The following is a 15,085-nucleotide window of genomic DNA, read 5'->3' on the forward strand; positions in this document are numbered from 1 at the left end:
GATACACCCGAGCGCTGCTTTAGCACGCCAAACAATCGTTTTGTGGCACGTTTTTTAGGTGAAGCAAGCTTTATTGCAGGCAGCTTTGAAAACGGACAAGTCACTACCTCGATTGGTAATGCGCCGGCTCATGGCGTTGACTGTGAAAGTGGTGATGTTGATGTACTGCTACGCCCTGACGATGTATTGCTTGTACAAAGCAGTGTTGGTAATAACGGCGAAGTCATTTGGGTACGTTTTGAAGGTGGCAGCCGCTTGTGTGCAATAAAATTAGCGTGCTCTACCGTTGTAACTAGCCGAGTAAACCATGAAGTTGTGGTAAACCCAGGCGATGAAGTACATGTTTCATTAAGCACATCACACCCACTAGCGGCTTATAAAGCTATAGACTGATTGAAATATTGATGTAGGTATTAATTTAAACATTAATACCTACATCAATACTTTCTATTTAGAGCCAAAATTCAATTTTAAATACGTTCCCCGTTAAAACCCTATTGCGCTTAAAACTAATACTTTCTACCTTTAAAAAATTCACTATAGTCAATAAAAAACAATAATATGCAGGTTAAATTATGAACCTCTTGCTATTAATCGGCTGTTGCTGTTTACTGAATAAAGATTAATGTTCAAACAGTTCCCCTCAGGTATCGTATATCAGGTTACGCCTTTTGTATTAGTTAAAACCACACACATACATTAAAACACATTATTAAGCATTGCTTTTAGCAACGTATTATAAAAATAAAGCTATATTCACAGCGTTACTGAACCTAAATTATTTTTTATAAATTTAAAATAATGTTCAGCCCTTAATGGTACAAAGGATCTAGATAGTGAATAAAATAAGTACCAAGAAAGAACTATTAGAATACTCCGAAAGTATTGTAAATACAGTTCGAGAACCACTCATTGTTTTAGATCAGAACTTAAGAGTAGTAACAGCGAGTCGCTCATTTTATGAGTTTTTTCGCGCTAATCACAAAGACACCGTTGGAAAGTTAATATACAACCTTGGTAATAATCAATGGAACATTCCCAAGCTTCGTGAATTATTAGAAACCATATTGCCTCAAAAAACGAGCTTTGATGATTACAAAGTTGAGCATAATTTTAAAACAATTGGCTGGCGTACAATGTTGCTCAACGCAAGGCAAATTAAACGTACTCAGTCAAAAGATCGAATTATTTTATTATCTATCGAAGACATTACCGAACGTAATGCGATTCAAGAAGGGTTAGTAAAAGCAAACAAAGAATTAGAAGTGCTTACAAATGATTTAGAAAGTGCAGCTCGAGTTAAGTCAGAGTTTTTAGCAAATATGTCGCATGAACTGAGAACCCCGCTTAATTCTATTAATGGTTTTTCTGAGGTACTTTACGATGAGACATTTGGCACTTTAAACGACAAACAAAAACAGTATGTTAAAAATGTACTGGTAAGTGGCAAACACTTACTGTTACTTATTAACGAAATACTGGATATGGCAAAAATTGAAGCGGGCAAAATGACTCTGACCATTTCTCATTTGCCAATTCGCCAAGTACTGCACGAAATTACGGGGCTTACAGCAGATACAGCTAATCAAAAAAAACTGAACATGTGCCTTGAAATTGCTGATGATTTACCCTCTATTGAAGCTGATTCTCTTAAAGTTAAACAGATACTTTATAATTTGCTTTCAAATGCAGTTAAATTTACGCCTGATACTGGTCAAATTGGTGTTAAAACACGCCATACTGATACAGAAATAGAGATAACAATTTGGGATACGGGTATTGGTATTGCGGCTGAAAATATGGAAAAAATATTTGAAGGCTTTTTTCGCATAGAAACCCCCTACTCTAGATTAACAGAAGGTACAGGACTTGGACTGCCTATTGCAAAAAGTCTAGTAAAGTTGCATGGAGGCGAATTTGTTATTGAATCTGAAGGTGTTAATAAAGGCACTTCGGTTCGTATAACTTTGCCAATTAAACAAAAGCCTATGGTAAAGCATAATGAAAACCAAAATAGTAGTAGTTGACGATAACGCTAATAATCTATTGCTAGAGGAGGATCTTTTACTCATGGCAAATTTTGAAGTATTCACTGCCATGAATGCAAAAGATGCCCTTTTGGCAATAAGACGTGAACACCCAAAAATTATTATTTTAGATGTTCAACTACCAGATATGTCTGGAACAGAAGTTGCCAAAATTTTGCGTGATGAAAAAGAAACTGCAAATATCCCTATTGTATTTGTTACGGCTTNCCCGCTGATATAGACCAATTACTGTGTATACCTAACAGTGCGTATATTTCTAAGCCTATAGACACACGCATGTTCGCTAAACAAATAAGTTTATATATAAAGTAATAACCACCTTGGTTCAAACCTTAATACACAGGAAAAGTTGATGAAAGATAGCCCTTTAATTTTGGTTGTTGATGACAATCTTCAAAATATAGAACTCATGCAAGCTTACCTTGAACCTAAGGTATATAAAACAGTAACCGCTACTGGTGGTCAACAAGCATTAGACTTGTTAGCCGAGCAACCAATTGACATTATTTTACTTGATATAATGATGCCAGGCATGAACGGTTTTGAAGTAACACGCCGTGTTAGAGAAAATGCTGTATTAAAACTTTTACCTATCATACTTATTACTGCTTTAAGAGAGACAAAAGAACGAGTAGAAGGAATTGATGCTGGTTGTGATGACTTTATTACAAAGCCTGTAGATAAAAACGAGTTGTTATCGCGTGTTAAGTCCCTTCTTAAAATTAAAGACTATAACGATTTAAGAACTAATTATCAGAAGCAATTAGAAACTGAAGTTGCCCAAAGAACTGAGTCATTAAAACAAGCAATGCAAGCTATTAAAGATGCATCGCTTGAAACAATTAATAGATTAACTAAAGCTGCTGAATATAAAGATGAAGAAACTGGCGCGCACATACAACGAATGAGTTTATATTCTGAAGCCGTTGCACGCAGCTTTGGATTAGATGAAACGACAGTTGAAAACATTTTGTTTTCAGCGTCAATGCATGACCTAGGAAAGATTTCTACACCTGATCATATTTTGCTAAAGCCGGGTCAACTAGACGCCGCAGAATGGGAAATAATGAAACAGCATACCGTTGTAGGCGCGAGTATACTTTCAGGTTCTGATTCTGAAGTTATTAAACTAGGTGAAGTTATTGCTCGCTCACATCATGAAAAATGGGACGGCTCTGGTTATCCTGATGGCTTAAAAGGTAATGAAATTCCAATTGCAGCACGCGTAGTTGCTATTGCTGATGTATTTGATGCCCTGTCGTCAAAGCGTCCTTATAAAAAATCATTCTCACAAGAGAAAACATTTGCCATTATTAAAGACGGTAGCGGAAGTCACTTTGATCCAGAAATAGTAGATGCTTTTTTTGCAGTTCAAGAAGATATTTTAGCGATTAAACAAAAGTATGCTGAAAAGTAACACGTCCATAATTAATTAAAGAAAACGCTATAAACGACCGTACCCCAATAAGCCTTCACCAATGCAAGGCTTTACTCAAATGGTTTTTTTAAATACTTTAAACCTCTGCCAATATTGAAATAAGTGACTATATTTATTAAAACAATCCAGATGGACCTGAGAATTTTGAAGCAAATGTGCTTTACCACTTTGGTTTTATTGGTGATAAAACAGGGTCTGTTTATCTTTCTAGATTAAGCCAGTAAAGTAGTAGTAGCAAACGATGTGTTTGCTTGTACGACTGCAAGCAGTAATCCGGAAATTTATAAAAAGCCGTTTTGATAGCGCAACTATTAATAAACTTTAAGATATTTCATGGCGAGATTGGAGCAGCAATAAAATTACTGCTCATTTAGATGCTATTACAAAATGAGATATTAACGCTTTAACTAAAATCTAGTTAATAGATTTAAAAAACTACCATTCAAACATGTACGCCATTTTGCTTATTGTTTTAAGCGGAATATGGTGAGAGTTACGCTTGGCGTATAAATGTTGCATAGATTTGTCTTTAACTTCACCCACTATCACTTCTTTTACCTGATAACCTAAAGCGGTAGCCGCTTGTGAGTACGCTACAAATTCCCACTTTTTGATATTAGTATTATCAACAATCACCAAGGGTATTCCTTGAGCAAGTGAATTTATAAAGCGCGCTAAATTTAAATTATGAAATTGCGGTAATTTAAATTTATCAAAGTGGTATTCCCCCTGATCATCAATAAAATAATCATCAGTCGAACAAATTAGATATTGGCTTTCGTCAGCCCCGCCTAATTCATCAGCTAGGTTTTGTGCATAGTAAGACTTACCGCTTCCTGGTAGTCCTCGTAAAATAAAAACTTGTTTCATAGCATCGATTTTTTAAGAGTGAATAAATATAAATTTGATTTGTTGTTAATAATGCCACAAAACCATTAAATTTAAGAGCACCAAATAACAATTGTGACAATTAAACCCTAAAAACTGTTTAAAAATAAACCGCATGCATAAAAAGTTTTAAAGAGTTGCCTACAATAGTTTTTTTATTTAACTTTACTAGGTAAGATACAGGGTTCAAGTGCAGCGCCGTTTATGAGCAATTAAAGCCAGAGTGCTGCGCACAGTTAAATAAAAATAGTTAGGCAACTTATTATCATTGGAGTGAAGATGAGCCATTTAGCGATTTCAGAGCTATTAAAAGGCAATGTTGCGGTAGACAGCCAAGTAACAATTAAGGGCTGGATCCGTACTCGCCGCGATTCAAAAGCAGGAATTTCATTTTTAGCCGTTCATGACGGTTCGTGTTTTGATCCTATTCAAGCGGTAGTTCCTAATTCACTTAATAATTATGATGAAGTTACTAGCTTAACAGCCGGTTGTTCTGTGTCGGTTACAGGTGTTTTAGTTCAATCTGCTGGTCAAGGTCAATCTTTCGAAATACAAGCTAATACAGTGACTGTATTAGGTTGGGTAGAAAACCCTGATTCTTACCCAATGTCGGCAAAGCGCCACAGCATTGAGTACTTACGTGAGCACGCTCACCTTCGCCCTCGTACAAATATGATTGGCGCAGTAACTCGTGTACGTAACTGTTTAGCACAAGCTATTCACCGTTTTTACCACGAGCAAGGCTTTTACTGGATCAGCACGCCAATCATTACGGCAAGTGACTGTGAAGGTGCTGGCGAAATGTTCCGTGTATCAACGCTTGATATGCAAAACTTACCGCTTACAGACAAAGGCGAAGTTGATTACAGCGAAGATTTCTTCGGTAAAGAAGCATTCCTTACTGTATCAGGTCAGTTAAACGGTGAAACTTACGCGTCTGCAATGTCAAAAATTTACACATTTGGCCCAACATTCCGTGCAGAAAACTCAAACACATCTCGCCACCTTGCAGAATTTTGGATGGTTGAACCTGAGGTTGCGTTTGCTGATTTAGAAGACATAGCAAAACTTGCTGAAAACATGCTTAAGTATGTATTTAAAGCAGTACTTGAAGAACGCCGTGATGACATGGAATTTTTTGCACAACGTGTAGAAAAAACAGCAATTACGCGCTTAGAAGAATTTGTAGAAAAAGACTTCGCACAGGTAAATTACACTGAAGCAGTAGAGATTCTTAAAAACTGTGGTAAAAAGTTTGAGTACGCTGTTGAATGGGGTGTAGATTTACAGTCTGAGCACGAACGTTACCTTGCTGAAGAACACTTTAAAGCACCAGTAGTTATTAAAAACTACCCACGTGACATTAAAGCATTTTACATGCGCCAAAACGAAGACGGTAAAACCGTTGCCGCGATGGACATTGTAGCGCCTGGTATTGGCGAGATCATTGGTGGTTCACAACGTGAAGAACGCCTTGATGTGCTTGATGCGCGTTTAGAAGAAATGGGCTTAAACAAAGAAGATTACAGCTGGTACCGCGATTTACGTAAATACGGTAGCGTGCCACATTCAGGCTTTGGTTTAGGCTTTGAACGCTTAGTTGCTTATGTAACAGGTATGGGCAACGTACGTGACGTTATTGCCTTCCCTCGCACTAAAGGCAGCGCAACTTACTAGTAGCAATTTTATCTAAAAAATTATTCATATAAAACAAATATGCCATAATTTTCGCTTTGTTATTGAGCTATTTTCTTATTCTTATCGCTATGGTAGTTCTCTAATTTAATACTATTGATATAATACTAAGTTAGTTGTTTATAAATACTAAAACTCAGCCAATTAGTTAAATACCGTTTATTTAAATGAACGGTATTTTTTCTAACGTATAGTTGCAACGTGAACTTAACTGAGTAGGAAAAACTTCGTCTCATGAAGTTCAATAATGATCTTTTGTCTCATATAGAAGTACTGGTGTTTTTCAAGTTAATTGTCGCATCAAATTAAATTTCATGCTTTTCTTCTTTTTCTCTGGATCTAAATTTACTTAATTGATCATTGTCCAATCTCGAGATTTTCCTGACCAACAACTTGGATACTGTAATTTCGTCATTTTATTTACCCGAATTAGCTTCGGTTACATTATTATTAAACTTGTAGTGGTACAGAGCGGCAGCAAATTTAAATGCTTCAAAAACCGAAATATTGACTATTTAGCCATCAATGATTGGATCTTGAAGCTATCTAAATGTCAACATAATGACATTGTCATTACGATGGAATACACAGGGGTTTATCATGAAGCAATAGCCCTGTATTTATACACTATGGGCTTCCAAATCTTTATTTCAAATCCTGGCAAAGCTAAGAAATTTTTGCAAGCGCTAGGATTAATCCATAAAACTGACAAGTCAGATGAGCATATGCTGCCAAGATATGGGGCTTCTCAAAATGAATAGATTCATTTATGGAAGCCTTATGATACTAATCTCAAAGCTTTAGCTCGCAGATTGTCCGCTTTAGAAAAAGATCGTTTAAGAGAAAACAACCGACTTGAAGCAAGTGAAACCAGCGATGCTCATGATAGAGTATTCCTCTCAATTAATCGTATTATTAGGATCATAGAAGACGAAATTCAAGAGATTGAAAATGAAATTAATACTATTATCTCTGCCTGTCTTACCACGAGAAAGAACCATGATTTACTCATGAGTGTCATCGGTATAGGTAAGGTCCCGAGAGTTAGTCTATTTATTTTCAGCTAAAAACTTTTCAACAGCTAAGCAAGCTGCAGCATATGTTAGCCTAATATTAAGTTAAATGAGTCAGGTTAGTTTAAAGGGAGAACGACACTGAGTAAAATTGGTCAATCCAGAATTCGACCCAAAATATTTTTAGCAACAGTTAGTGCCGGAACACATAACCCAAATATTAAAGCACAAAAAATCGACTTCTAGCTGCTGTGTAGTGGTAGATTAATTTTGGCCACCCATTAAGAAAGAAATGTTATGCTATTTGCATACAAATTTGGGTGAAAAAAATGACAAAATTAAATCGTGCAACGTACTCCGCTGCAATCAAATTAGAAACGGCTCAACTTGTAGTTGACCAAGGTTATACACAAGAAGAAGCAGCCAAAGCGATGAGTGTTGGTAAATCAACCGTAAGTAAATGGGTTGCTCAATTAAAGCAAGAACGTAATGGCCAGTCACCATTGGCTTCACCAATGACACCCGAACAAATTGAAATCCGTGAACTTAAAAAGCAAATCCAACGCGTTGAATTAGAAAAGGATATATTAAAAAAGGCTACCGCTCTCTTGATGTCCGACTCCCTGAACAATTCTCGTTAATTGAGAAATTAAATCAACGAGAGCGTTATCCAATTAGCATACTGTGTAGCGTATTCAATGTGCATCGTAGCAGCTATAAATATTGGGCTATACGGGATACGACACCGACACCAAAGCAAGTAAGATTAGAAGCTGAAGTTAAAGCCATACATAGAATGAGCGGCGATTCAGCAGGTGCTAGGACAATCGCGGCAATCGCAACGAATAACGATTTTGAATTAAGCCGTTATCGCGCCACTAAGCTGATGGTTAAACTAAAATTAGATAGCTGCCAAGTACCACAACATCAATATAAACGGGGTGGTAATGAACATCTTGAAATCCCAAACCTGCTAGATAGGCAGTTTGATGTTGTTGAACCGAATACTGCGTGGTGCGGTGATGTGACGTATATTTGGACAGGCAATCGCTGGGCTTATTTAGCGGTCGTTATTGATTTATTTGCCCGCAAAGTGGTTGGTTGGGCAATGTCATTGTCGCCGGATTCTAACTTAACGCTAAAAGCGCTTGAATTAGCTTACGAAAGCAGAGGCAGACCAAGTGGATTGATGTTTCTCTCAGACCAAGGAAGCCATTATACGAGCTTAAAGTATCGCCAACGTTTATGGCGTTATAAAATTACGCAAAGTATGAGCAGGCGTGGAAACTGTTGGGATAATGCGCCAATGGAGCTATTTTTTAGAAGCTTTAAAACAGAATGGATGCCAAAGGTTGGATATGAAAATTTTATAGATGCTAAATATAGCGTTAGTGATTATATCAACGAATATTACAACAACGTTAGACCGCATCCTTATAATGCTGGTTTAGCGCCAAATGAATCTGAGATTAGATACAAAGACTCTAAAACTGTGGCCATATTTTATTGACCACTACACTGGGGGAACAAAGATGCAAGCGTTAGGTGCAGCAATGAGAAAGCTAATTCAAATTTGTTTTGGGGTGATAAAGAACCAAACAAGGTATCAGTCCGCATTAGGTTTGTACTCAGTTCCGAGAGATGTTATCTACAAACAGCTCGTTGAAGAATTGATATTTATATACAATGAAATGCAACCGCACTTAAGTTTCGGAGTTTTTCAAGTTAGTTGTCGCATCAAATTAAATTTTATGCCGCCCGCATTGCTTCTTTTTTCTCTGGATTTAAATTTACTTCATTGATCATCGTCCAATCTCGAGACTTTCCTGACCAACGACTTGGATTCTGTAATTTCGCCATCTCATTTACCTGATGACGTTTCGCTAGTATCGCTTCATCTAATCCTAAATGACGCTGGTTTGGCGTGACAAATTTAATACCGCTGTGCAAGTGCTCATCGTTGTACCAATCAACAAATCCGCTAACCCACTTTCTTGCGCTACCCATGCTTTCAAAGGCTTTCTCAGGGTATTCCGGGCGATACTTTAACGTCTTAAATAGCGATTCAGAATAAGGATTATCATTACTCACAGACGGGCGACTAAATGAAGGAACAATACCTAACTCCTGCAATGTCGCTAATAACGTTGCCCCTTTCATTGGACTGCCATTATCCGAGTGCAACGTGACTTGCTCAGGCTTTACCTGCTCTCGCCTGCAAATATCTACCATTAAATCAGCCGCCAGTGTGCTTAGTTGTGTGTCATGAACCTGCCAACCAACTATTTTTCGACTATAAATATCCATCACTAAATATAAGTATAAAAACTGACCTTTAACAGCTGTTGGCAAATACGTGATATCCCATGTATAAATTTCGTTTACACGTGTTGCCCTGAGTGCTTTTGGCTTTTTTATCTTTTTATTTGGTTTAACTTTTTCTCTGTGTGTTAATAATTTATGCGATTTCATAACGCGATAAAACGAGCTTTCTGATGCTATCCACACATCTTTATCCAATCGTTTAGGGACTATCTTGCTGGGTGGTAAATGCCCATATTCTATTGAATTAACCGTCTTAATTATACGCTGCTGCTCTAATTCAGTTAGCCTGTTAGGTGGTCGCTTTATCGTACTTGTTCGCTTATCTGTCATATCATCAGCTTCAATCCAGCGTTGAATTGTTCTTGCCGTTAGACCAAGTAACTCACATGCTTTTTCTTGCCTTGCCCCTGATTTCTGCGCGTCGGTAATGAGCTTTATCAATTCATGACGCTCAGTTGAGCTGGTTAATCGTCCTCGTTGAAACCCCAAAGCGCATCTGCTTTTTTTTGAGTACAAGTAAGGCGGCTGTTTCTGCTAACGCTTTGTCTTTACGATTAAGCTCTTTTTGAAGCTGCTTAATTTCTTGTTTGAGCTGTTTACTGTCTGATTTTACGGGCTTCGTTGAAGGCCCTTTAGCAAAATCTTGCTTCCATTGTTTAATATGATGCGGGTAAAGCCCCTTAGCACGGCAATATTCATTAAGAGCTGCTTCATCTAAACTCGCACATTCAATAATGGCGTTAAGCCTTTCTTCTAAGCTCCAGTCATGAGGGCGTTTTTCTGTTGTCATGTGACTACCATTATTTTTAGTTTCAAGTTCATGGTTTTTAGCAAGCGCGATCCATCGTTGCAAGGTTGAATAACCGATGCCTAAATCAAGCGCAATATCTTCTAGGCGAACATCATCACATTGAGATAATGCTTTTTCAACAGCTTGAACTTTAAATTTTTGTGTAAATCGACGTCTCATTTTATCTGCCTCTATTAAAAGTTAGAGGCGACAACTATCCTGACACAGGGGGGGTTTGATATGAAAACACCAAATCAAGTGCATAAAAAAGACCTGGAGCTTTAGCACCAAGTCTTCCATTAAAACTGTCAACCTATTTCAGGACGAGACAAACAAATCTAACTTTAATTAATACTTAGTTAGCTATATATCTAACACCCATTTTGTAGTGCCAGGCAACAGCTCAAACACACAGCTATCTAATACCCCTAGAGTCTGTCCACCTTTACCATCGTTATCCCAATCTATAAAAACTTGAGCTACGTCCTTTGGCACTTCATTGGATAAATATTCAGCGCGTTTAATATAAGCCCCAGCTTCACTTAACCGAGCGCGATATCTAGAAGCCACTTTTTCCATTTTCTTAGCCATTTTAGGTTTAAGAGTACCTTTATATTTTTCCTCTACAAAGCTCCACATAACCTCTTTATTATCGTCGCGCATTGCATTTCGCCATAACTGGCATTTTTCTATAAAAATATCTGCTTGGTTATTTTTAGCATTAAACTCAACATTCGGCTTAGCCGCTAACGCATGTGCACAGCTAAATAACAAGGGTAAAGAGATAAGCATTTTTTTAAACATTATTTAATCCACCATAATTGACATATTATTTTTTGAACTTGTATCTGCAAATTTACAACCAATTGGTTCAGACACAGAAGCACTGATTACATTAATGGTGAACTCAGCTTTAAATTGTTCGCCATCTAAAAAGTCTACTTTTGAGTGTAAATCACCTGATAAAACCTCAACATTGCTGGAAAAGCAAATAAAGTAAGTTGCTCTATTATCAGGAACTGTGATACCTGTAAGCTCTACACTTTTTTCACCGGGTTCAGTAGATAATAGTTTTGTTAATTGTCGTTGTCCTGCTACAGTTTGGTCAATAAGTGCTCCGTCAATTGTTAATTGAAAACTGTCATCTTGTATATTGCCATTATCACCAAAGGTGAGCTTCATCTCAGTACTCTGGATCAAAATATTCGTTGATACAGTATCATCAGCTACTGTAACAGTGAGTTCACCCGATACAGCCCCTTGCGGTACCTTAATTTTAAGTGAAGTGTTAGTCGCAGAAATTACATCTACTGTTATTAATTCATTGTCACCATTTTTTAGCTTAACGACATTTTTTGACGCTTCTTCAGAAAATCCAAAACCATTTATTGTAATTTCGTTGCCCTGATAAATTTTATCTGGCTCAATGCTGCTAATGGCCAACCCACTGCCTATTTTTAACAATGGTGGACTGCTATTTTGTACTTGAGAATTTGCAATTTCATCCCCAAGTGTTATTTCTACTTCTATCTCTGACGCTTCAGTAACCTGAGCCATTACTTCACCACTTACATATACCGTGGCTTCTGTACATTTACTGTTAACTGAATATGAATCATCAAGTGAACCACGATTTGCTATTGGAACAACCTTAGAAAATCCGCTTGTAATATCTGTATATTTAATCTGTGGGTAAATAGGATCATTGGCCCAATCATGTTGAGGGCATAGACCAATACCCGTTATTGTAATAGCCTGAAAGGTTGGGTCGTTATCCAAAAATTCAGGAGACATTTTTAATATTTTTAGACCCCAGTTAATTCTAAACTCATATTTTGTTTTTAAATTAAATAAATCGTACCAATTTTCTGCTATATTCGCACCTTCGCTAACCGTTGATAAAAGGTCATAAACTCCGACCACAATATTAATATATGGAATGAAATACGTTGAATACTCTATTAGTTTATCTCTTGCTGCTTTTGCTAAATATCCTGAAATATCAAAACCAGAAGCATCAAACATAGCTTTAATAATTGGTCCAGGCTTGGCCTGCAAAAGCGCTTTAGATTCGTTCTCTAAAATTTTATTGACTTCTGATATAATATCTTTTTGATCAGAAATAGAGAGATCACCATCTGAGTAGCCATCATCAATAGCATCTATAACTCCCGGCATGTGTTGGGTAATTATCTCCGTAATATGTATAGCTCTACTTCCTCCAGGCTCAACAATGAAACCTTCATCATCCATTGGTTTCTTAGCATCGACCCGAGTCGCGATCAAATCTGTAATGTATGCGAATGAAGGAAGTATAGCGTGATCGACAAGGTTCCGAATAAACAAATCTCTACTCACCTTTTGCTTTGCTGAATCAGAAACTGCATCTCCTTCAAAACCAGGAGTAATAACTTCAATTAGACAATTTTTGTACTGACAGACTTTTAGCATTGCATCCTCAGACCACAACGATGCTGCAAACGCCCTATAATTTGTGGGGTTTAACATGTCACGATCAACTAATGTAGTTATATGGCTATAAGTTTTAGGTTTATTGCCGGTTTTTGATGGATCTATTCCGGTAGCAGGGGATTGCATTGGCTCTAATTGGTCATCAAGCTCATAGACAGCTGCACTTAAATACATTGGTGTACTGTTTTGTAACTCGGTATAGCCGTCATAAGCGAAAAATCCAGTAATACCTTCTCTTGTCGCTTCTAATTTTATACCATCTTGAATATCTTCAGGCGAAATTTTAGGCTTTTGGTCAGAATCAGAACTAACAGTTTGCAAAGATGTGTTTTGAATTTGCTGCGAAAATACTTTATTTTTTTGTGCTTTAAGAAAGTTAAATTTTTGAGAAGAAGTACTAGAAGTTTGCTCTGCATAAAATAATGTTTTTATCTCATCTCTGAGTTTCAGCATTTTTGTAGATAGCTCATAATTTCCTGAGCCAAAAAATGATTTGAAGTCTTGCTCAACACCTTCTTTAAAATACGCCAAATAGTCATCATATCCTTCTAAAGAACGCAAATAATTTAATGCTTCTAGTCGTTTAGATTCTGTAGCTGATACAAAAAATGGTTTTAAAACATACTCTTCAGCTGTACTCTGCAAACTTAGCGTTACATCGTTTTCATTGCCTATAACGCTAGATGATAAAATAGCAATGCCGTCATACCAAATTGAAAAAGTTGAGTCTCCTTTATTAAACTTGAATACCTGCCCATCAATTTGCGATAACTGTGAGTACTTAGTCTCATGAGGAATTACAGTAATTTCTCCTTGCAAGTCAAGATATGCTGATGGAAGATTCAAATTTAATGTTACATCTCTTTGGTTATAAATGCTGATGTACATGGAGTTACTCTTGCCATAAACATTCTGCAAATAAAATAAACCACTTGCTGCATCATCTGGGATCACAAATGTAGCGAGATTATTCGATAACCAATCTGCTTCATATTTCCCTTCTCCCATAAAAACCTTAGCCAAATCGTTGATGTTTTCACCTTCAATTTGAACTTGATCTCCAGGCACTGCCTGAGATATGGAAATTGACTTTATTAGTGGAGTTTTGGGATGTAAAAGTTGAATGGTCATATCGTTACTGCGCACATTATCTTTCACAATAAACAACGTGAGTTCTTCCCCCTCTAAAGCAACCTTCTCATAATTAGGTATTACTACACTAACTGATTTATTTGTACCTACCGAAATAGGCATATTGATAATTGGAAGGCGCTCATCTCCTTTTGTTATAACAACAAAGCCACCTTGCTCTGGAATATTTTCACCTTCAATAACCAGTGGTCTAAAAACTCTTCCTTTATTGGAAAGCGATACTGAATCTGAAAGTTCATAGTAGACTGATGCTAACTTAATTGCTGAATCATTCTCTGTTCTAGTGTAAGCTAGGACATTTTTTGGTTCTGTGTCATTTATATCTAGAACTGCATCACCATCATCGTCTAGATCAATGTAATCTGGGAGTCCATTTCTATTAGTATCAATCAAGATACCATTATTCTGAGCTTGTTCGTCTCTATCGCTAATATTGTTATTATCGCTGTCTAAATCAGCAAAAGCAGGTAATTGGTCCGTATCATAATCAGCAGTGCCCTCTAAAGTATCGGGTATGCCATCACCATCAGAGTCGTCATCTGACCAATTAGGCACTGAATCCCCATCTACGTCATGTGCAAATACATTTTTACTACTAAATACCCAATATTCATTACCATCAGCAATACCATCTCTATCTGAATCCTGAATTTTATAATTTAGCCCAAGCGCTTGCTCTTTGTTATCTGGTATCGCATCTTTATCTGTATCGATAAAACCGAATGCTTGATATTTAAAATCATCAGCATGATTACCATTTCTATCAAGGACTGAAAGGTTATATTCACCACTTTCTTTGGGTGTAAAAGCAATAGCTGCACCTAGTGGTGTAATTTTATCTACCGCTAATTCTATGAACTCAATTACTTGACCATTATTTTTGAAAATACCAAGCTGCGGATGAAATCGCAATGATTGCTCTAAGACAATAAAACTCAGCGATTTTCCACTTTGAATATCAGCTTCTGTAACAGTAAACTTAAAGTCATCTATATCTGACGACAATGACAAAGCTCCTTCAACAGAAAAAGGCAGAGTACCAACTGGATTAGCTTCGGTTACATTATTATTAAACTCTTCTTCTTGAACAACCGTAATTGTGGTTTTATCGGCATCAAACGGAAAGTCATCCTGTTCATCAGGAACACCATCACCATCTTCGTCTTTGTTTTCCCAGGTACCTACATTTTCAGTCGGTTCACTACCGGTATCTCCACCGGTATCTCCACCGGTATCTCCACCGGTATCTCCACCGGTATCTCCA

Annotated in this window: 11 protein-coding genes; 7 read left to right on the top strand and 4 right to left on the bottom strand. The window is 37.1% G+C overall.

All coding sequences use genetic code 11. From position 1 onward, the window contains the following. The 4 genes from L647_RS0120105 to L647_RS0120120 all read left to right on the top strand — a co-directional run. Nucleotides 1-393, top strand: a 393-nt coding sequence (locus L647_RS0120105) for a TOBE domain-containing protein (protein WP_024612598.1), incomplete at its 5' end; no start/stop codon positions are given. 443 nt (nt 394-836) lie between these two features. Further along, a complete protein-coding gene (locus L647_RS0120110) occupies nt 837-2,027 on the top strand; it encodes a PAS domain-containing sensor histidine kinase (RefSeq protein ID WP_024612613.1) in 1,191 nt (396 codons plus the stop codon). Next, nucleotides 2,002-2,268, top strand: coding sequence for a response regulator (locus L647_RS01000000124695; RefSeq protein WP_253948916.1), 267 nt, complete (start codon nt 2,002-2,004; stop codon nt 2,266-2,268). The genes L647_RS0120110 and L647_RS01000000124695 overlap by 26 nt, the downstream gene beginning before the upstream one ends. 132 nt (nt 2,269-2,400) lie before the next feature. Continuing rightward, a complete protein-coding gene (locus tag L647_RS0120120) occupies nt 2,401-3,465 on the top strand; it encodes an HD domain-containing phosphohydrolase (protein ID WP_024612614.1) in 1,065 nt (354 codons plus the stop codon). 456 nt (nt 3,466-3,921) lie between these two features. On the opposite strand, the gene L647_RS0120125 is transcribed toward L647_RS0120120, so the two are convergent. Then, nucleotides 3,922-4,356, bottom strand: a complete 435-nt coding sequence (locus L647_RS0120125) for an AAA family ATPase (protein WP_024612615.1) — start codon at nt 4,354-4,356, stop codon at nt 3,922-3,924. A gap of 297 nt (nt 4,357-4,653) precedes the next feature. Here L647_RS0120125 and asnS point away from each other — a divergent pair, with 297 nt between their 5' ends. The 3 genes from asnS (at nt 4,654) to L647_RS0120145 (ending at nt 8,592) form a co-directional block, all read left to right on the top strand. After that, nucleotides 4,654-6,051 (top strand): asparagine--tRNA ligase, encoded by a 1,398-nt coding sequence (asnS, locus tag L647_RS0120130; protein ID WP_024612616.1) that lies wholly within the window; start codon nt 4,654-4,656, stop codon nt 6,049-6,051. Between the two features lie 371 nt (nt 6,052-6,422). After that, nucleotides 6,423-6,830, top strand: coding sequence for a transposase (locus tag L647_RS1000000125085; protein ID WP_024612617.1), 408 nt, complete (start codon nt 6,423-6,425; stop codon nt 6,828-6,830). A 581-nt stretch (nt 6,831-7,411) separates the two neighbouring features. Then, nucleotides 7,412-8,592, top strand: a protein-coding gene (locus tag L647_RS0120145; protein WP_139015461.1) for an IS3 family transposase whose coding sequence is annotated in 2 segments (ribosomal slippage) — nt 7,412-7,670 and nt 7,670-8,592 — 1,182 coding nt in all. Because the reading frame shifts where the segments join, the coding sequence is not laid out codon by codon here. 239 nt (nt 8,593-8,831) lie between these two features. On the opposite strand, the gene L647_RS0120150 is transcribed toward L647_RS0120145, so the two are convergent. From L647_RS0120150 to L647_RS0120165, 3 genes are all read right to left on the bottom strand, one after another. Next, nucleotides 8,832-10,377 (bottom strand): IS3 family transposase gene (locus tag L647_RS0120150; protein WP_139015462.1). Its coding sequence is split into 2 segments (ribosomal slippage): nt 8,832-9,897 and nt 9,896-10,377, totalling 1,548 coding nucleotides; the frame shifts between segments, so codons are not numbered across the junction. A gap of 183 nt (nt 10,378-10,560) precedes the next feature. Beyond that, the gene (locus L647_RS0120160; RefSeq protein ID WP_024612622.1) at nt 10,561-11,001 is read right to left on the bottom strand and encodes a hypothetical protein; all 441 of its coding nucleotides are present in this window, start codon (nt 10,999-11,001) and stop codon (nt 10,561-10,563) included. Between the two features lie 3 nt (nt 11,002-11,004). After that, a partial coding sequence (locus L647_RS0120165; protein ID WP_024612623.1) for an IPT/TIG domain-containing protein occupies nt 11,005-15,085 on the bottom strand: 4,081 nt, incomplete at its 5' end.

The organism is Pseudoalteromonas sp. TB64 (assembly GCF_000498095.1).
Taxonomy (GTDB): domain Bacteria; phylum Pseudomonadota; class Gammaproteobacteria; order Enterobacterales; family Alteromonadaceae; genus Pseudoalteromonas.